This is a genomic window from uncultured Tateyamaria sp., from assembly GCF_947503385.1.
Taxonomy (GTDB): domain Bacteria; phylum Pseudomonadota; class Alphaproteobacteria; order Rhodobacterales; family Rhodobacteraceae; genus Tateyamaria.
Genome location: NZ_CANNDO010000006.1, coordinates 149,401 through 168,915, shown reverse-complemented (window position 1 = coordinate 168,915; position 19,515 = coordinate 149,401). Strand labels below are relative to the sequence as shown.

General features: G+C 57.6%; 13 protein-coding genes. 2 read left to right on the top strand and 11 right to left on the bottom strand.

What is annotated here, in order from left to right; genetic code table 11:
* Both Q1A85_RS18035 and Q1A85_RS18030 read right to left on the bottom strand, forming a co-directional pair.
* Positions 1 to 207, bottom strand: a complete 207-nt coding sequence (locus Q1A85_RS18035) for a hypothetical protein (RefSeq protein ID WP_299692743.1) — start codon at positions 205 to 207, stop codon at positions 1 to 3.
* Positions 204 to 722, bottom strand: coding sequence for a hypothetical protein (locus Q1A85_RS18030; RefSeq protein WP_299692741.1), 519 nt, complete (start codon positions 720 to 722; stop codon positions 204 to 206). The genes Q1A85_RS18035 and Q1A85_RS18030 overlap by 4 nt, the downstream gene beginning before the upstream one ends.
* Before the next feature lie 519 nt (positions 723 to 1,241).
* Between Q1A85_RS18030 and Q1A85_RS18025 the strand changes: the two genes are divergently transcribed.
* Entirely contained in the window at positions 1,242 to 3,569 is a 2,328-nt protein-coding gene (locus Q1A85_RS18025; protein WP_299692738.1) for an NACHT domain-containing protein, read from the top strand.
* A gap of 430 nt (positions 3,570 to 3,999) precedes the next feature.
* Positions 4,000 to 5,523: a hypothetical protein gene (locus tag Q1A85_RS18020; protein ID WP_299692735.1), complete on the top strand. Its 1,524-nt coding sequence runs from the start codon at positions 4,000 to 4,002 to the stop codon at positions 5,521 to 5,523.
* A gap of 639 nt (positions 5,524 to 6,162) precedes the next feature.
* Here Q1A85_RS18020 and Q1A85_RS18015 read toward each other — a convergent pair.
* From Q1A85_RS18015 to Q1A85_RS17975, 9 genes are all read right to left on the bottom strand, one after another.
* Entirely contained in the window at positions 6,163 to 7,734 is a 1,572-nt protein-coding gene (locus Q1A85_RS18015; RefSeq protein ID WP_299692732.1) for a phage major capsid protein, read from the bottom strand.
* Positions 7,727 to 8,881 (bottom strand): phage portal protein, encoded by a 1,155-nt coding sequence (locus Q1A85_RS18010; protein WP_299692729.1) that lies wholly within the window; start codon positions 8,879 to 8,881, stop codon positions 7,727 to 7,729. Before Q1A85_RS18010 ends, Q1A85_RS18015 begins: the two co-directional genes overlap by 8 nt.
* A 295-nt stretch (positions 8,882 to 9,176) precedes the next feature.
* Complete coding sequence (locus tag Q1A85_RS18005; protein ID WP_299692726.1) at positions 9,177 to 9,611, bottom strand: hypothetical protein; 435 nt, start codon at positions 9,609 to 9,611, stop codon at positions 9,177 to 9,179.
* 122 nt (positions 9,612 to 9,733) lie between these two features.
* Positions 9,734 to 10,015, bottom strand: coding sequence for a hypothetical protein (locus tag Q1A85_RS18000; RefSeq protein ID WP_299692723.1), 282 nt, complete (start codon positions 10,013 to 10,015; stop codon positions 9,734 to 9,736).
* A gap of 367 nt (positions 10,016 to 10,382) precedes the next feature.
* Entirely contained in the window at positions 10,383 to 10,637 is a 255-nt protein-coding gene (locus Q1A85_RS17995) for a hypothetical protein (protein WP_299692720.1), read from the bottom strand.
* A gap of 630 nt (positions 10,638 to 11,267) precedes the next feature.
* Positions 11,268 to 11,882, bottom strand: coding sequence for a hypothetical protein (locus Q1A85_RS17990; RefSeq protein ID WP_299692717.1), 615 nt, complete (start codon positions 11,880 to 11,882; stop codon positions 11,268 to 11,270).
* A 424-nt stretch (positions 11,883 to 12,306) separates the two neighbouring features.
* A complete protein-coding gene (locus Q1A85_RS17985; protein WP_299692714.1) occupies positions 12,307 to 13,536 on the bottom strand; it encodes an integrase arm-type DNA-binding domain-containing protein in 1,230 nt (409 codons plus the stop codon).
* A 229-nt stretch (positions 13,537 to 13,765) separates the two neighbouring features.
* Positions 13,766 to 17,575, bottom strand: a complete 3,810-nt coding sequence (locus tag Q1A85_RS17980; RefSeq protein WP_299692711.1) for a translocation/assembly module TamB domain-containing protein — start codon at positions 17,573 to 17,575, stop codon at positions 13,766 to 13,768.
* Positions 17,575 to 19,419, bottom strand: coding sequence for a BamA/TamA family outer membrane protein (locus Q1A85_RS17975; RefSeq protein ID WP_299692708.1), 1,845 nt, complete (start codon positions 19,417 to 19,419; stop codon positions 17,575 to 17,577). The genes Q1A85_RS17980 and Q1A85_RS17975 overlap by 1 nt, the downstream gene beginning before the upstream one ends.
* Between the last annotated feature and the right edge of the window lie 96 nt (positions 19,420 to 19,515).

Below are 19,515 nucleotides of genomic sequence, written 5' to 3'. Positions count from 1 at the left end.
TCACCCAACCTCTTGCCGTTCAATCCATGCCGTGAGCGTCGTCTTGCGCCCACACAGCGTTGCCCCTTCAGTGAACAACGGTAGCTGTTTCGCACGGTGCAAACGGTACACACGCGACGGGGTCGTGTTCAGAAACCCGGCAATCGCCTTTGCCCCGCGCAGGACGTCGAGACTTTCCGGCAAGATATGAAGGCGCGGCGGGATCATCCGGTGACACTGTACGGGTGCGATAAGTTGCGCGCGGCTTCGCAGAACAACGCCAAGGGGGCCAAGGAAACGGTTGCCTGACGCGTCACAAAGCCTCCGCCGTTGCCGACCTCCCCGAACTGCATCACGACGCCTGACGGCCCCTGTAGCGTCGCCCACGGGGCCTCTGTGGCGGTCATAATCAGGTGCATGTCGACGGCCTTGCCGGGGTTCTCGAACAGACCTTTGACGATTTCAGACAACACGTCACCCAGTGTCACTTGCGCGGTCATGTCACCGGGCCGGTAAACGAAGCGGCGCAGGTCCGCGAGTTCGGCGATACGTTCGGGATAGGTGACGCCCAGACCAATAATCAACAGGGCAATGCGTACAGGCGTTGTAGGCGGGATCGACCGACCTTGTGCGGTCGGGAACATGCCGGATCGGCGCAGCGCGTCCTTTGTCGTCATGAGACCGCTTTCAGGGACGTCATAAATCTCAGCCAAAAGCTGGGTGGCTTGTGTGATCGAAAGCATGTGCAAACCCCCTTTGGATTGTCGGGGTCACCGTACCAAAATTCAGCAATAAAACCAGCGTATTAGGTCAGCTTTCTAGGGTTGCGTAAGTTTACCTCAGCGAAGACGGGATATCGTTCCAGTGCGCAAATTCCACAACAATCCCGCAATGCGTTTTGCGCAGAAAGCGGGCTTTGCAAAGTTGCGAACTTTGGGATTGACTTGAGGCGAGCGCACCCGGTTGCGGAAACTCGCCGCCTCTCTGCAGGGAATGTCGCTGCGTCTCCTATACGGTCATTCGTTCAATGAAAACGAACGGCAGCTCCTGCGCTTTGCTCGCGAAGCACAACAACTCCAAGGACGCAGTCGCAAGGTACATTCTACTATTCATCGAAGAGCCAACTTCTCTAGAGCGCTAGCACAGCGATCAAAAAAGTAGACTGGAAGTCGACCTAAACAGTTTGACTCAAGACAATTGTCCGACAAGCATGTCGACTGAGCATAACGCCAACTGAACCTGTAGATGCCAATGAGAGAAACGTGGACAAAGCACTACTCGATGAAAAGAACTTCGAAGCTCAGATCATCAGAATCTGTGATCAGATTTTTAGCCCATATTCAGACCGGAGGATCAATTACATTATCGACGGGATCGAACACGATGGGTACTATGAAACTGATCTAGTTGTACACGTCGTTGAGGTTACCGTCTCACAGAAAAAGTCGAAAGCTGCCCATGACCTTGACAAGCTTCGGAAACGTATCTCTGAGTTGCAAAGGGAATTTCGGGGATCAAAACCAATTACAGGATGGTTCATCACTAAATTCGATCTTGCACCTGAGCAGAGAGAGCTACTACGAACTTACCCAAGCAATATCAGGCATCAAAGCTATAGACAGTTTGTTTCGCGTGTCATCGATAGCGCAAAATATCTATCTGCGCGATCACACTATCGCTTTGGAAGTGCCGTAGATTTATTTCGTGAAAGCCAGGATTTTGAAACCGATTTCTTTGTCCAAACAAGTTTATCAAGAATTGGCAACGGAAAGAAGAAAAAACCAATTCAGCTCGATGTTCTGAAATCGTGGATTGATAAAGGGTCTGTAAATCGCGTTCTCTTATTGGGTGATTTTGGCACTGGCAAGAGCATGCACATGAGGGAGTTATTCCTTCATCTCGCAAAGGCACACACCTCTGGACGAAAAGAGACGTTTCCTGTTGCACTTAACCTAAGAGATTTCGCAAACCTGGAGTCACCAGACGAAGCGTTGCGAAGGCATGCTGATAGGATTGGTGTCAGAGATCTTGGGGAACCGCTGATACGTGCCTGGCGAGCAGGTTATGTCACGCTTTTGATTGATGGTTTCGATGAGATGGTCCCCCGCCTCTCACTGCGAAGAGATGAAAAGTACTTTGATATTCGACGGCAAGCGCTATTGGTAGTTAGAAGACTTGTTTCTGAAAGCCCTGAAAATGCAGTAATAGTAATTGCTGGAAGATCGCACTTCTTCCCGACCTTTGAAGAGGCCAAGGCTTGCTTGGGCGTGAATGAAAGTTGGGAACAACTGGAGCTCAGCGACATTGCAACTGAAGTAGAACTGACCCGTTTTCTTCAAAAGTATAATGCAAACTTTCAACCGCCTGACTGGTTACCTAGACGCCCCTTGTTGCTTGGCTATCTGGCCGTTTTGGATTCCAGAAAAAGTCTAGGCGAAATATCTACACTTGATGCTTCCGTTGGTTGGAAACTGTTACTTGACAGATTTTGTCAACGGGAAGTCGATCAAATCGATATGTTGCCGTTGATAAAAAAGGACCTTCTGGAGATTTATGGTGAATTGGCTACAGTGGCTAGAAAGCGTGGGAGTGGAGTTGGCCCTATCACGACTACAGATCTTACAGAAACCTATCGGAATGTTTTTGGCGATGAACCAGAAGGCGTTGTACTCGGTGAGTTGATGCGACTTCCCGGCCTTGTTCAAGCTGAGTCGATGAGATTTGAAGCTAGCACGCGCAACTCGCCGCAGGTATCAATCGAGTCCAAGAATTTTATGTCTCCTGACTTCGTGGACGTTTGTTCAGCCACCTATTTAAGTAACTTATTCCAAGACTATGCAGATTTTCGACTTAACGCGTATGTTGGCATTAAAAACCCGCTTGGCATTGCCGGAATTGAAACGCTTAGTGAAGTCGTTTTTGACGCCGACAAATGCTCTCCTTTTCTATCGTTCATTAACAATAAATCTCAAGACAATCACTCACAACTCGACCTCTTACACTCGATGATCTATTTTGGCACTCCCTACAAGGGTGCACACATTGAGATTTCCAACTGTGATGTAAGCACTCTTATTTTGGAAAAAGTTAGAGAAAACTATTCACGGATTCAATTTCATAATTGTTATTTTGAAAAAATCATTTTTGACTATGTCGAGGATGACAGCCTACTGCCAGTATTTTCTGAATGTGTATGTGAGCAGATTTTAGCGGTAGGAAGTCAAGCTCTCAAGTTTGGGTCTATGAGCGGTTGTGAAGTAGAGTTAGCAGTTAATCGGGAGTCTGACCTAGTTGAGCAAAAAATGACTTTTAAGAACGTTGCTGAACAGATTGTTTATGATGTCCTAAGGAAGACATATGAGCAGTCTGGCCCTCGTGTTGAGAAGGCCTTACTAAGTGGTAATGCGCCTCATCTACATGATGAGGTCAAGTCAGTAATTAGGACCCTTGAAAAAACAGGCTTTATTGTTCAAGTTCCAGGTGTGGCAAACGATACTATCTGGAAGTCCGTTTCGGGGAAATCGGCCGAGGTCAGACGCTTTTTGGAAAGTCCGAGCCCAAAATTTGCGCGTCGAATTTTACAGGCTTAGCAATTGTGTACTCACAGGTTGCACGCTATTGTAAGACGCTTGGAAATAGTCGCGATTGACGACAGTCCTTACGGATGGCCGTTTCCAGCCAATGCAGGTTCTACGCGATACGTGTTCTTTGCAGCCTCGTAACCATGAGTTCGAAGCCGACTTGCTCCCGTATAGAGTGCTGTGCGAGTTCTATGGAAACTGAACGTCCGCTTCCGTATGCGTTTTAGAGCGCTATCGCACATGCGGCGAATGACCGGCTCCCACACGGCCCTCTGCAACACATGCCGACTCTGCTCTCCTCGCAAAGTCCGCTTCGGGCTGCGCGCCGACCTTGGCGCGGTATGCAGCCAATGTCGGGACAGAGCCCATACTTCTGGATGCTGCGTCACTTACAGATGTCTGCGTTGCGGGTTTTGCGAACCAAACGTGCCAGTCACCGTTGAGGTATTTCTACTGCAATCGGCAACCAGCGATTGCCAACCAAAGCGCAGAAGATACACTGACTCCAGAAACTATGAAGCTTGGATGCGCCAAAGTGCCAATAGAAGTCACAAACCTATTACATTTTTTGGCACGTGACAGAACTCGTCTTAGTCGAAGCAGTTCTGCTGCTGTTCATGGCGATCCGCTTAGTTCTGCCGTATTAAACTTTCATCGCTACAATAAGAACGTTGTAGATAGGCTTGGCATTGAAAAGATCATTATCCGAACTCGAAGTGGGGAGGGTGACGTTTTCTATAGCTTGACGGATGGCGGAGGACACATTCCGAGGCCGATAAGCGACCTTCAGTCGATGGACAATCTTGTCGCAATCCACTCCAAAGCTACGCAACTCGATCCCGGATTTTTGACATCCACCAGCGATGGCTACAAGGCCCAAGTTGTAGCTTATATTGAACCTGCCGATGAGACCGAAGCTTTTGCCGTAAAGGCATTCTGCGACTTTTTAGTGAACGACTTTATATCTTCGAAGAAGGAAATGGTTTCCAAGTCTGTCGAGCGCGGCCTGTCGGATGTGGAAAGCTTGTATCAGATGGCGCGGGACCAATCGATCCTTCCGGGAACTTTTGCCATCAAACTAACTAGGATACTCGCGAAGTCTTTGGGGGCAAAGCTATGTGCTTTTGCGGTGATCGACACGGATTCTGTGTTTCTAGAGTATGCGACGCTGAACGCTCCGAAAAAACGAGAGCGCCCATACATTATTGGAGGCAAAAGGCTAAAGTTCTCGCGAGAGGATGAGTTCGAGCGGTACTTCGGTGATATCAGGCACAGCGGACATAAACACATCGAGCAAAACTCAGAACTGCACAGCGCCTTTTGCAACGCACTATCTTCGATTTCATCGATAGGGTTCGGGGAGTATGATCGGATAACGCTTTCCCCGGTAGTTTATGACAACGAAGTTCTTGGGGTACTTGTATTTGTCTTCGACTCGGTATCCCACTCTAGCTTCGGTTATGGGGCAACGCTTGTCTCTCGAGCGTGTCGAAACTTCTCGCCACTGGCTCGATATCTTCACCAGCGAAGGATAAACAGTATGATAGTTGACCCCATTTTCTCTGGACGCGACACGGGAATTAACAAGTCCACCTGTTTCGTAATAATGCCGTTTGGCGAAAACTGGTCAGACACTGTATCCAAAATTCTCAAAGAAGTTCTCGCAGACGAAGGCATATCTACGATTCGAGCAGATGAAATGCATGGCGAGAACGTAATGGAGGACGTTTGGAATGCTATCGTGAAGTCAGAATTCATGATAGCAGACGTGACGGGTAAGAACCCAAATGTGTACTACGAGCTTGGTATTGGCCACACACTTGGAAAGAAGATTCTACTACTAACTCAAAGCACAGGTGATATCCCATTTGACACTCGTCACCTTCGGCATATCGTTTACTCCAACGATCTTACTGGGTTTGATTCAATTCGAAACGGTGTCAAAGGCTTCCTTGCTAGGTAGCCCAAATTCAGGTTTGTCTATGATAAGTAGGCAGCCAAAGCGGACCTTGGCGCAACAGCAGCGAACGTCAGCAACGTCCGCATCCAGGCCGCCTGTGGTCGCTAGATGAATGTCCGTATTGGGCTGCGCACAGCTTTTCTGAGGCACCGCTCAAACAGAGTTCTGCAGTAGGGTGATGCCTCCGACATTCGACCAGGTTTCCCCTCCGGTGGTTCCGGGGTCCTCTCATCAGTCGTTCCGTCGAAGGCGCTGTTGTCGCACGCCTATGCAGCGGCGTACGCAATCAGCATGACATTGACATTGACGTCCCACATCCGTTTCGCTCCGTTTGACCACCAACACATGCCGCGGAGCTGTGGTTATCCTTCCTGCATCAAGGTGTTTACCGCGCTTCCAAAAGTTTGGTCAAAGTGTGTCCTCCTTTTGGCTGACGTGCCTATACCGCAGATCAGGTGTATTGCAAAGTCTGGACGAGCGGCAGTCACGACGCAGAGTGTACGGTTTGTTCGGTGATTGTCTGCTTGGGGCTGATGGCCGTCACGGCGATGCAACAGTTGAACGCGTCATGACGTATCCGTGCTAAGACAACAGGGCGGCAAGGTTGCCCCTACCGCCCCCCAAGAGTTTAGTTCGCATGGGTTACGCCTGCGTAAGCGTCCGTGCGGCCTCACCCTGGACCACGTCGCCGCCGACGCGTGCACGGGCGTGGAACCGCACCATCGACTTTGTCGCGAGGGAATACGGGTCGCGCAGAACGCTGATATCGAGGCGCGTCACGATCCGGTAAGCCCGGCTGAAATCACCGAAGGCGACGGCCTTTGCGTTGGCGATGGGATCGGGCATGTCGGGGGCCTCATACACCGGTCGACCAAGGATCGTGGCGGGCTGACCGTCGGCAAGGCTTTCGCGCCAGATGTAGTCGCCGCCCGCCGTCTTCAGCTTGCGCACAGCCGCAAGGGTCTGCGAATTCATCATCCACGCACCGGAATTCCGGTAAGACGCCTTCAGCGAATAGAACAGCCCGATCAGATCATCGCCGTCGATCACGCCCGCCGCTGCGGTGTTGACCGTCGGAATGTCGGCGCTGTCGAGAATGCCCTTCGGCTTGCCGACACCGTCACCGACGATAAACGCGTTGCTTTCGATTTCCCCGAAACTTTCCGCGAAATCAGCGGTCAGTTCGGCTTGCATGTCGAACGCGCTGTCTTCGAGGTTCATGTTCGAGATGGCCGTGAACACACCGATTTCGTGCACCGGGATTTTGATCTGACCGTAGGTGGGTTCGCTTTCGGTGCGGTCAGCCAGTTCAGCGGTCCAGCCCCCGGCGAGTTTCGTCAGACGCTTCGGCAAAACCAATTCGTCGCGACCGGTCGTGGTCACGCGTGCGACTTGGCGCATCGGCGAAACTTCGGTCAGGTCACGGATCAGTTCGGCGCGGAAATCTTCGGGAACAAGGAACCCGCCCTGCGCGTCGGTGCCGGAATTCAGCGCCTTGATTTCATCCGCCGCCATGCCCTCTTTGCCGTGACGGGCGAAGTTCTCGAACGCCTTGACCTCGACGGGGGTTTCGTCCGCCTTCGCCTTTGCGGGGACGGCGTCGAATTTCGCCTCCAGATCCGCAATCCGTTCGTTTGCTTTTTTCAATTCGGTGTCCAATTCGGACGCGTCAAGTGCCATGTCGTTGGCCCCTCCTGTTGCGGCCTTTTGGGCCTTGGTTGTGGGGTCGTCCCCCTTCACATCCGTGACGACCGCCGCGCGATTGGCGGGGAAGGTCACAACGGAAATTTCGACAAGGTCGATTTCGGTCAGCACGCGACCGCCGCCTGCGCGCGGATCGGCAGAGACGGTGCGGTAACCGATGCTCAGAGCGTCAAGAACGCCGTCTTTCATGAGTGCCCAGACGTTGCGGCCCGCGTCGCTGTTGATGCTCAAACGCCCTTCGACCTTCAGGCCGTCGGGTCCGTCTTCGAACTTCGTCCAGCGCCCGATGGGCTTTGACGGGTCATGGTTGTCGAGCATCACGACCGACCGACCTTCGGTGTCGATCTGGTTCAGCGTATTCGTGAAAGCACCCTGTTTGATCGTGTCACCGACGCGGTCGGGATTGCTGTCGTAGGTGGCGGCAATGCCTTTGACGACGCCGTTTTCGGGATTGGCGAACTTGACCTGTACAGGCGCAAATTCGTGCGTTTCAAGAAAGTCTTTAGCCATCGGTTGACCCCTGCATATTGAGCGGACGCAGGAATTCGTCGCCGCCCGGATAGGGGGCGCGATTTTCCATTGCGCGTGCTTCGTTGGGTGAAAGAATTCCGTTCGTGACCGCCTGCGAATACGACTGCATTCGTGCGGCCAGATCGGCCTTTGCGATATCGTCGGTCAGGAATTCGAAATACCGGGAACCGTCGTCAGCCCCCAGTTTCAGATTGCATTCCTGTTCCCACGATTTCAGGTGCGGCATCATCGTGAATTGCAGGAATTGCCGACCCATCTGTTCGGCGTTCTGGTGCGTGATCCGTTCGAGTTCTTGCAACATGTGCAAAGGCACCCGAAACGCCCGCGCGATTTCCGCGACCTGATGGCGGCGCAATTCCAAAAACTGCGCGTCGGCGTTCATGACGCCCAGCGGCTGATACTTTGCCGACCCGTCGAGAACCGCAGTCCCCTTGCGTTCGCCCAGTGCGCGGAACTGTTGCTGCGCGCGGTCGATTGCCGCGTCGGTCATGGCGTTCTCGAACATGAGAATGCCCGACGGTTTCTGACCGTGTGACAAGGACGCGGCCAGCTCAGCCTCTTGCGCAAGCGCAACCGCGATGGCCTCTTTGCACAGGTCGGTGACGGCTTTCCTGTGCAACGCGCGAATGTGCAGAATATCGCGATGGCTGAAGTTCTTCGAACCGCCTTCGGACAGGGTCACGCGGTACGTCGGTTCGTCGGTCAACCGGTTTTCGTCGATATGAACCGACCGGGCCGGTAGCTTACGCAGAAAGCGCGGTTCGCCCTGACGGTCGCGCTGAATGACGGCGAAGGCGCTCCCGTGCAACAGAACGTCGGCCTGCATGGCCAGACGGAAATCGAACGCCGTGGTCCACGGGTTCGGGCCGCGCGAAAACATTCGGTGAAAAACGCTGATGCGATCCCGTTCGGTCGTCCCGTCAGGTGCACGGGTGTACGCGTGCAAGGGAAGCTGACCGACGGTTTCCGAAATGATCCGCACGCACGCGAGAACGGTTGTCTGACGCAATGCGACTTCGGGCGTGACCACCTGACCGGTTTTCGCCGGTGTCGACGGCCACAAGGCTTCCCAAACGCCACGCGTCGCGTCCTTGGTTTCAACGGATCGGGTAAACGGCCAGATCATGACGCACCGTCCACGAGAACGTTGCCGTCGCTGTCGACAAGGAACAGTTCGGACGAACTCACCTGAACCGCGTGCAGTGTCACGTCAGCCTCAAGTGGCATGACAAAGACGGTTTCTAGACCATTGTATGCGAACGATTTTACCTGACCCTGCGCGGACAGTAGCAAACTATCCTGGGGATCGGTCGGCGGGGTATCCGCGATACAAATCCGCAAGCGACCGCACGCCCAGTGTAGCGCGTGCGGACCCGTGCCGATTGCGGTCCACTGACCTTCGGGAACGGACACTTCGCGGATCATGACGCCGCCGTCCAATATTCAGCGTTCCCGCCGACGGGTCCGATTGCGATATGCAGCCCGCGCAGGACGTCGACCGGATCGGCAAGAACTGTCGCGATGGTCCCCGCCTCGACCGTCGTCGGGTCAGGCAATTCGGCGTAGAGGGAATAGCTTGTGACGGTCGCGGGGTCGCGAGTGGTCGAGGTCAGAACGCCGGTGACCCGCAGGATAGTCGTCGTGGCCTCGACAGCGCGCGCCCAGACGGTGTCAGTGCTTGCGAAGGACACCAGCCGGGTCTGGCCCTGCGCGGCGTGCAAATAGCCCGTGCGGTCGTCCGTGGGCGCTGTCGTCTGCGCGGCGAAGAACATTCGGCCCCGGTTCAGCCCGACGGCCATCGGTCCCGACCCTAAGCTGGTCCAAGTCGTTGCGACAGAAATGCGAGTGGTGGCCATGGGTTACCAAGGGTTTTGAACGCTTGGCCACCCATTGATCGGAACTTTGACGACCGGTCAAAAGACCCCTTGTCGGTCCTTCGCGGTTTGTCGCGGTCCTTCGCGATTTTTGTCGGTATTTCTCACTCGACGACCCGCATAGACGCCCGCACACGGCGCTTGCGTTCGACGTCGTCGAGGTGCGCCGACAACCAGCGCCACACGTGGTCACACCGAACCTGACCTTCAGGCGTGTTTCGCCATGTGAGGTCTTCGACAGCGTCGACCGCGCGTTCGAGGCCCGCGACGTACTGCGCTTCACTCGCGAACGGCATTCGCTGACGCAGGAAGTCAATCGCGGGGATATCTCGGCGCACAAATGCGCGGTCGAGTGGTATCCGTTCGATTTCGTCGATTACGGTCATGACGACCCCCTGAATTTCTGACACACACAGGGCCGGTAGTCTCAATCTGGGCCTACCCCTGCCGAAAAGGCGAGATGGCCCCACGTGGGCGATTTTTGAGGGGTCAGCCGCCGAATACGATCCTCGGACGACGTCCCGCGATTGCCTCGACCCGTTCGACCGGCCAATACGTCAGCAAAAAAGGCACGCAGGTTATCGAAAACATCGGGTCTGTGTGTGTGCAGAGAGTATATTTCGCCCGGTGTGAAATCCGCCCCGTCCCAGCCAACAGTGATCCGACCGGACCGGAATGTGACAACCCCGTCGGCGCATTTGCTGGGGATTAGGTCGAGGCGACGACGCGACAAGTGCGTTTGATAGATCGACGTCACGGTTTGAACCCCTCCGGTTGAATGTAGATCTGGCCGTTTTCTTCGATCCGCACCAAACGCGGCAAAGGCTTGCGGCCCCGACGATCCGCCTGTTCGACGACACGGTTTCGCTGTTCGATGAAATCCCGCACCGCACGCGCCGAGTCCGTCACCGCCTGATCGTGCAACAGGTCGACCCATTCGGCCTCTGACGCACGGCGTGAGCGCAGGTGAAAGGCGCGATGGTGTAAAGTCGTATAAATGTCTGTCAAAATTCACTTTCTCCCATAGCTTCGCCCCTTTCTCGCCTTGGATAAGGCCGTAGGGGCGTCCAAGGGGGGTGACCAGCCCCGGACAGGCTCACGACCTGCCCCGATACTTGGTTGTCCTTTGGGGTCGCTTTCGCTCGCCCTGACGGTATTTCTACCGTCCCTCGCTGGCGCATTTTGGGCTGCGCCACGGTCCTGAAATGCTTCGGCGGTCACCCGGTCAGTCATTCCGATCCCGACTTTGACCCTTTCGGGGGTTTCCCTGTTTCCAAGGCCGCAAGTTGTCAGGGGCCGACAGCGCCTGCGATTTTTCGTTGCCCCTGATTTCCGATAGGCGGGGCCAGATCACTTTGGGCGGGTTTGTCACGGGAACCCGGCTGAACCGTGGCGACTGGCTTTGACTGGGAACGGCGGTCTTGCTATTCCGGGGACACGTCAGGGAACCAGTCGCATGAACCTGATTGTGTCGTTGAGCCGGGGCCGTGTTGGGTGGCCTCGGCTCTTTTCGTGGTGCGGTCGACTGTGCTGTCGGTCGCAAAAAACAGATCGACCGCAATTATTCACCGATCCGGCCCCATGTCTGCGCCTCAAATCGTGCGATTTTTCGGTCCATTTTGAGGTGCAAAAGGTTGTTTATTTTGAACGCGTTAGTGATTGCGCCGCGTTTTTGGGGTCAAAACTGACACCCCACGCGCGGAAAACGTCGCCCAGAACGTGCACGAACCGCGACCGGCGGCTTGCCGACACGGGCATACCAAACTGGGCAAACAGACTTGCGAGGTGGTACGCGGCTTCGTGCGGCCCCTTCTTTGCCTTGTCCTGAATGCGGGCGATGTAGCGGTCGAACCCGGCGTCTAGGTCAGGCAGGGCTTTGCCCGCAAACAAGGTCACGTGTTCGGCGTTCTCGGGCAATGCAGCCAGCGAAATCGCGGTACTGAACGCTACGTCATTACAGGCCTGTTTTTGGACGCGGCGCAGGTCGGCAATCAGCTTGCGTCGCGCTTCGGCGGTCAGACCGTCCATTGACATGAACATGACTGCGATTGCGTCTAGGGCTGTCTGGTCGACTTGAAATGTCGCTTGATCGTCGAACAGCTTCACAACTTTACGTTCGCGGCGGTCGACGTGACGGTCGATTTCCGCAACGACGATTTTTGCCGCCTCAGCGACCACACGTTGTTCGTCTGATTTTAGCGCCGAAAACGGGCCAATGGCTTGCTGGGCAGCGGGCGTAGGGGTATCGTGCATGTGTTGCTCTTTGTGGAGTTAGGGTGCGAACAAATGAAACCCCCGGTCGCGTGTGAGGCCGGGGGTTTCGCGTTTTATCCGGCTTGATCTTTGCCGCGTTGTTCCATGTACTCGTCGATCGCGTCTTCATCCCAAAACCGAATGCGCCCTAGTTTGATCGCGTGGGGAAATTTGGGGTCGTTACGCATGTCGCGTTCGAGTGCAGAAATTGAACGGCCTGAAAGTTTTTCCGACAACTTGTGAATGTCGAGATACTTTTTGGCTATAATGAACTCCTTTCTGACGGTCTGTGACCCTCAGAAAGGCGAACAAAATCGGCAATACAACCAGTTATTTATCCACAGCGAAACGTGTGCATACGACTGCAATTCAATGGCACATTATGGGACACGTTTTCGCTGTGGCTTGAAACAATTCGTGAGCGTCACGCCGCCCGCAAACGGCGCATTTCGTCGAGGTCAAGTACGTTGGCCTTCTCTTTGCCAACTACAAAATTGGCCCACTGCTGCATGAGCGGACGACGCAGTTCGCACAGGGTGCCGCGAATGTACGCCTGTTCGACGTCGCCGCGTGCACGATGGTGCAACGCTTCTTCGATCAGGACACTTTCAAACGGGGTCGTCAGTTCGGCCCACATCTTGAACGAACTGCGAAACCCATGCGCGGTAGCGTTCATTTTGTTGCGGCGTAGTGATTGCGTCCAGTCGTTCGCAGACACCTTGCCCGTCTTGTACGCTTGTGCCGACGGGAACAGGTACTTGTGTGGCAAGCCCGCGACTTCACGGTGTTTTGCCGCCTGCGGTTCAGCAAGTTCGAGAACGCGCAGGGCTTCGTCGGACAGCGGCACCCAGTGGTCGGCGTGACGTTTCATGTCGGACGGTTGTAAGTGCCAAACGTCGCCTTCTAGTTGGTCATAGCGGGCCGACGCAGCATTGTCGGGGCGCACGACGGTCAGGATCAAGAACCGCAGCGCAAGGTCGCTCAGGCTTTCGCCAAGAGACGCATAGAAGGCCGGGACGACTTCGTAGGACATGGATTTCACGTTGACCTGTTCGTACCGGGTCTTTCCGAGAATTTTGCGCGCTCTTCGGGCTGCACCGCCGTCTGCGCCGTAGTCGTTGTCTTCGGCCCATGCGAGAACCTGACCGGTGAACAACAGCGCCTTGTCGACCGTCGGGTACTTGTCGTGCCACAGCTTGCGGCACATGTTGGCGAGGTCGCGGGGCTTGATCTGATCCACGGGCATGTCGCCAATTGCGGGCAGAACGACGTCGTCCATCTTCGTCTGAAACCCGTACCCTTTGCCGCCGTTTTTCCAACCGGCGCGAATGTCCTCGTACGCCATCGGCAGGATCGTACGGAACGACGTCGAAGCGTTCAGGTTCGCTTGCACTTCGGCCTCTTGTTCGGCCTTCGGGTTGATCCCCTTCTTTGCGTCGAGTTGGTTTTGCAGGTGTTCGTCGCGCACCGCCGAAAGTTTGTTCAACGGGTAGGTTCCGAGCGACATGGTCACGGTGCGCGGCCCGACACGATACCGGCCTTGCCAGCTACCGGTGCCGTCGCCGTTGGCCTTGAACCGCAGCCCGACGACAATCCCGTGAACGCCCTTCGGCAGGGCACGAAGTTGGGTGTCTTTTGTGACGTTTCTCAGCATGATTTTTTCTTTCAAGGTCCACTTGAGGTCCACTTTTTTCGCCGTTGCGGTCCGAAACACTCCGTCGAACAAATCCAACGACTTACGGGCCACCTACGGTAACCGAATGGAAACACAAGAAAAAATCAGAGTCTAAGCGACGGCTAGAAACATGGTGAAAAACGTAGAAGGTCCACTAGCGCCCGACTGTCTCTCCGCCATATCTCACCTGTTTCTGCGTGGCTTGCGCCTAGTAGTCCCGCTCAAAGAAGATCCCGATCGAGCTGTTCCCATCCGCCTTTTGCGTCCCGCGGGCGGTCAGGTTGGGTGTCAGGTCCACGTTCAGCGACACCCCGGCGCTTTCGTTGTCACCTACAGTAACGTCTGTATACACGTTCTCCGACAGGTACTTGCCAAACCGCAATCCGGTTCGGCCTTCGTCATCGGTGGTGATGTCGAGGTCATCCAGACCAAAGTTGCGGCGCAGCCGCGACACGATCCCCTCGCCGCCCTGCCCGGCCAGTTGGGCGACGGCCCCCGCCAGTTGCAGCGCCTGAAATGGCGACAATGTCCCAAGCGACCGCCCAAAGAATATCTGCGCCAGCACCTCGTCCTGTGGCGCTTCTGGGGTGGCTTCAAAGGTGACTTGCGGTGAGGTGGCTGGCCCCTGAATGATGACGCTGGCCGAGCCGGTCGTGGTCGAGGTCGAGGCGACAAAGCGTATGAAAGGGTCAAGCTGGCCTTGCAGGCTCACGCTGCCTTCATCCAACACGAACCGCTTGCCAAGAACGTCGAGACGCCCGCGGATCAATTCGAACCGTCCAAGGGATATGACGTTGTTGGTGGTGCCGCGCAGGGTCACGCGCCCACCCAGTTCCGCGTCCAGCCCCCGGCCCCGCACAAACACGCGCGATGGCGCACTCATGGTCAGGTTGAGGCCAAAGCCCGGCCCCGCACCCGAGGCGGTCTCACTGGTTTGTTGGTTCAGTCCGGCGCGGGCGATGGTCTGACGGACATCCCGTGGTGCGCCGACATGGGTGATCTCCGGGATAATACTGAACCCGCCACCAGTGGCGTTGGGCACCTGTACCTGCGTCTCGCCCACGTCGATCTGACCTGCGATGAGGGCACCGCCGCTCAGCGGGCCGCGCAGGCTCAGCCCGCCATTGAGCCGCGTGTCATAGAGGTTGGCGTCGGTCAAACGCACATCGTTCAGCGTGGCGGTAATGTCGCTGTTCAGCGCCCCGGCAAGGGCCACCTGTCCGCGCACAGACACTTGTCCCCCGCTGGACACGGCGCCGTCGGCGACAATCTGTGCCTGCCCGCCGCCCAGTGTGATGTCGGCGTCAAGCGCGTTCAACGCAACGGCGACGGTCGGTGCGGACAGGCGTGCGCCGCGCGTGGTGATCCTGCCGCTGAGATTGGCCAGCGACGCAGCACCAGAATGCGTAAGGTTGAACTGTGCCGTGCCTTGCAGGCTGCGCGGCGCAATGAGAGGCGTGGCCAATGCCAAGGGCAAGGTGCCTTGCGCGTTGATATCAACCGCATCCGCGCTGGCGACCGTGCCCCTGATTGCGGCGGTCGCGCCGCCCGGACCGGTCAGATCCGTGGTCACGCGCCACGCGCCCGCCACCTGATCGGCACGTCCCGAAACCGAAAGCGGCCCGCCCACCGGGCTGCCAAGTGCGGCGATGTTCGGCAACCGCAAGTCATAGGTCACACTGGGGGCGGCACCGGTGAGCTGACCTGCAACAGTGCCGCTGGACTCATAGGGCCCGCGGAACGTCGAGTTGACAGACAGCCCGTCGGCACCTTGACGCGCGCGACCTTGAAGGGCGACTGGGCCGGAGACACTTGCCACCAATGGGCGGATGTTTGGCACATTCAGATCAAAGGTCACATCCGGTGCCGCAGTGCCTGTCACACGCCCGTTCACAGTGGCGCGGCTGGCAAAGGGCCCCGAGGCTGCGGCGTCCAGCAGCCAGCCGTCAGGCGTGGGGCGCGCGGTGCCCTCCATGCGCAGCGGGCCGCTGATCTCGGGCACGAGGGCGGCCATGTCAGGCAAAGACAGATCAAAGGTCAGCGACGGCGCGGGTCCGGTCACTGCGCCATCCAGATTGGCCACCGCATCAAAGGGTGCAGTGGCACGGGCCGCGACCCGCCATACCGCGCCACGTTGCGTGGCTGTTCCGTTCAGCGTTAACGCGCCGGTCAGCGTGGGATCAACGCGGGTGCCATCCGGTATCGACAGGTCGAACGCCACGTCCGACGCTTCGGTCTGCAAAGTGGCCTGCGCAGACAGCGACAGCTGCGCATTGCGAAGGTCCACCTGCGGCAACCGCGTGCCATCGCCGTCACGTTCGGCGCGGATGGTCAGTCGGGTGTCGCCCGCCAACAGCCCATCCACCTGTGCCACACCAACCGCCAAATCGCGGGCGCTGCCATCAAGCCGGATGTCCGCCGCACCGCCCAGATCAAACGTGCCCGTCACCGCCACATCAGCGGCACCGCGCAGATCCGCGCCTGCCAACTGGTCAAACCGGGCCAGCCGATCCGCTTCCAGCCGTAGATTGATGTCCGTTTCAAATCCGCTATCCAGTCCGGTGAGGTCGATATCGCCGGTCAGGCGATAGTCTTCGCCTGCAATCGCAAGGTTTGACAGGGTCACGGGAACGCCTTGCGCGACGCGCAGATCGACACCGGCACTCAGCGTATCACCTGCCGCGCGTTGCAGCGCGTCAGACACAAAGGCGAGCGCTTCGGCATCCACTTCGATCCGCCCATCAATTGTCTTGCGGTCCTCGATCCGGCCAGCGCCATCCAAGGTGAGCCGCGCAGCCGACAGATGTTCTGATGTGAACCCCTCGACCACGCCGCCGATGCGCCACGCATCATCCGTCGCGGCGTCATAGGCCAACGTCAGATCAGCGCGATCCACGCGCGTTGCAGCACCGGGAATGGGCAAGATTACAGGGGCACCTGTTTCGTCGCGCAGCACTGTTTCCAGCGTCGCCTGTTCGGGCCAGCCATCCGCGCCAAGGCGCAGGGTGCCCGACAAGGCCAGCGTGCCGGTTTGCAGCGACAGCGCCTCAAGGTCCAGCACGCCGTTGTCCGCACGGTTTCCCCGCGCGGCGAGGCTCGTGGATGCTCCGAAAAACGGGCGGAACTCGGCAGCGACCAGCGGCGCCAGATCGCCCGTCAAATCGACGTCAAACACCCGTGTGGACGCATCATCGCCGGATAGGCGAACGCTGCCATCCACACGGTCTGTTCCGGACGTATCAAGGTCGATTTCCATCTCGTAGTCACTGAGAGGGCCGGTTCCGTCCACACGCAGCGCGACCGACGGCATATCGGGCAGGTTCAGCAGGCGTGCGGCGATGCCGCCCTCGCCTTCGCGCAGCGATAGGGTCAGGGCAAGGCGCTCTTGCCCGCGCACATAGCGACCGTCGATGACAAATGCGCCGTCACTGCCATCAATCCGGTTTGCGTTGAATTGCAGTGCCAGCGTGGTGTCGTCGAACAGACCAGCGGCAGACAGCGACAGGGCCGCCGGTGCGCCAAGGATTGGCGCACCAAGGGTAAAGCGCGCCACTTCCAACGCCTTGATATCAATGGCCACCGGCAAATCAGGAAGGGCGAAACCCGACGCCTCGGCCTCGGGCAGCCCGTCGTCCTGTGTTTCGGGTGTACGCTCCAGATCAATGCGATCCGCCCGCAACGCGGTGATGTCGATCCGCCCGCGCAACAGGGCGGACCGGCTCCACTCCATTGTCAGGCCATCCATCGTCAGCCAGACGCCCTGCGGGTCGGCAATGGTGATGCGGTCAATCTCTGCCGTGCTGCTAAGCGCGCCACGAAATCCCGTGATACGCACCGTGCGCCCCTCGCCCCCAAGGCTTTGCTCCAGCAGACCGGCGAGAAAGCCCTGATCGCTTTCTTCGGCCAAGTCTTCGGACAATGCCGGGCCGTCCTGTGCCCGTTCTTGCGCCTGCGCGACCGCAGCCCAGATCAGGACCAGCGCCACGACACTGGCGCGGAGAATGTGCAACAGGGCCATCAAAACGCCTGTCCGATGCCAATATAAGCCTGAAAGCCGGATGGATCGTCGGGCCCGGACACCGGCACGGCAAGATCGACGCGGATCGGGCCCAACCCGGTGTCATAGCGGATGCCTGCCCCTGCCCCGCTGTGCCAGCGCCCAGATGTGCCGTCGGGAAAACTCTCTGCTCCGATGTAACCGGCATCGACAAACCCCACCACGCTCAGGCGTTCACCGGTGCGCACGCGCAATTCCGACGTCAGACCGATAAAGGACCGCCCACCGCTTTGGGCGGTGCCCTGTTGGACTCCAAGCGATTGAAAACTGTGCCCGCGCACGGTGCCGCCACCGCCGGAAAAAAACAGAAAATCGGACGGCAGATCCACAAGGGATGCGCCCACCACTGACCCCAACTGACCGCGCAGGGCCAATGTCACCCGCTCGCCTTCGCCAAAGCTGCGGTAAACCCGCGCGTCCACAAAGCTGCGCAGTCCATTGCCTGCCTCGTCCAGCCCCACAAACGGGATCAATTCGGCGCTAAAGTAATAGCCGGATTTTGCGTTCAGCGTGTTGTCACGGTAGTCGAATGTCGCCTTTAGCGGCAGGGTCAGGATACTGTAGCTGCGCGCCCCAAACACATCAGTGGTTTCTGCGGTCTCGAACCCGATGCCGAATTCGTATTCCCGTTCCGGCGCGGCATAGCGCACAATCCCCGTTTCCAGCGCCAGCCGGTCAAAGGACAGATTGGGTTCATTGCGGCTTTCGAGCGTGCCGGTCACATAATAATCGGTGTCCTCATTGAAGGTCGCGGGGCGCATAAAGCGAAAGCCCAGCTCGTAATCCTCGCCGCCGGTGTCACCTTCGATCCCGCTGATCTCACCCTCCACACGCAGCCGTTCGGCACCACCAAACAGGTTGCGGTGCAGCCAGAAGGCCGACAGCGTGATCCCCTCTTCGGTGGAAATCTCGGCCCCAAAGCCAAAGCGGCGGGGCTGGGCCTCGGTCACTTGGAGGTCGATGTCGAGTGTCTGGTTCGGGCCGATGGTCTCGGCTTCGGTCAGGGACACCCCCCGGAATGCGCCCGCGCGCCGCAGCCGCGTTGCGGCACGGTCCAGTTCGTCGGGGTGAAAGACTCTGCCTGTGGGCAGGCCTGCAATGTCAATGATGCGATCCACACGCACATCCTGCGCGCCTGAGACGCGCAAAGTGCCAAACCGCAGTTGTGGTCCGGGATCGAGGGCGATGTCCGCGTCAATGATGTTGGCCGGATGGCGGGCGGTGATGGATTGCCCGGCCAGACGGGCCTTGGCGTGGCCCGCATTGCGCCACGCGGCAACGCCGTCATCCACGGCGTCGCGCATCACGCGCGTGGTTGCGACCGCATCCGGGGCAAACCCGTCAGGTGGTTGCGCGCCGGGTGGCAAGGGCGCGAGACGCGCCGTGCCAAAGCGAAAGACGGGACCGGGCTGCACCACCACATCCACGCGCTGCACGCTGCGCGGACCGGACAGAACGGGGATGCCGGACGCCTCGCGTCCGTCAATGCGGATCGACACCGCCGAACCGAAATATCCGTTGTCATAGAGCACGCCAACGATGCGTTCATAATCCGCCCGTGCGGCGGCCACGATGTCCTGCGCGGTCGGCTCTGCGTCGCCGGTGGTGGCCAATTGGTAGCTTAACGATGCGCCTTGCAGACTGTCGAGCGTGTCCTGTGACACACCGGGGGCCGACAAGGTGGCGTCAAAGGACCACGCGGGCGCGCCCACCATCAACAACACGGCCAGTACACCGCCCCCGATGCGCCCCAAACGGGTTGCCAATGGGCCTGTGCCACGTAGAGGAGGTGATGTACGGATCATTGGCGTTCCTGTCCTTGAACGCCATGTCGTGCAAAGTCGCGCGGGTTCAAGTTATTTTGTTTTATGGACCCCGTTGCCCGGCCACAATCGGTGTTT

What these genes read in the sequence shown, in the direction of transcription:
- Q1A85_RS18005 (WP_299692726.1), bottom strand. Translation starts at nt 9,611, where the DNA reads ATGGCCACCACTCGCATTTCTGTCGCAACGACTTGGACCAGCTTAGGG.
- Q1A85_RS17985 (WP_299692714.1), bottom strand. Translation starts at nt 13,536, where the DNA reads ATGCTGAGAAACGTCACAAAAGACACCCAACTTCGTGCCCTGCCGAAG.
- Q1A85_RS17990 (WP_299692717.1), bottom strand. Translation starts at nt 11,882, where the DNA reads ATGCACGATACCCCTACGCCCGCTGCCCAGCAAGCCATTGGCCCGTTT.
- Q1A85_RS18030 (WP_299692741.1), bottom strand. Translation starts at nt 722, where the DNA reads ATGCTTTCGATCACACAAGCCACCCAGCTTTTGGCTGAGATTTATGAC.
- Q1A85_RS17980 (WP_299692711.1), bottom strand. Translation starts at nt 17,575, where the DNA reads ATGGCCCTGTTGCACATTCTCCGCGCCAGTGTCGTGGCGCTGGTCCTG.
- Q1A85_RS17975 (WP_299692708.1), bottom strand. Translation starts at nt 19,419, where the DNA reads ATGATCCGTACATCACCTCCTCTACGTGGCACAGGCCCATTGGCAACC.
- Q1A85_RS18010 (WP_299692729.1), bottom strand. Translation starts at nt 8,881, where the DNA reads ATGATCTGGCCGTTTACCCGATCCGTTGAAACCAAGGACGCGACGCGT.
- Q1A85_RS18015 (WP_299692732.1), bottom strand. Translation starts at nt 7,734, where the DNA reads ATGGCTAAAGACTTTCTTGAAACGCACGAATTTGCGCCTGTACAGGTC.
- Q1A85_RS18000 (WP_299692723.1), bottom strand. Translation starts at nt 10,015, where the DNA reads ATGACCGTAATCGACGAAATCGAACGGATACCACTCGACCGCGCATTT.
- Q1A85_RS18035 (WP_299692743.1), bottom strand. Translation starts at nt 207, where the DNA reads ATGATCCCGCCGCGCCTTCATATCTTGCCGGAAAGTCTCGACGTCCTG.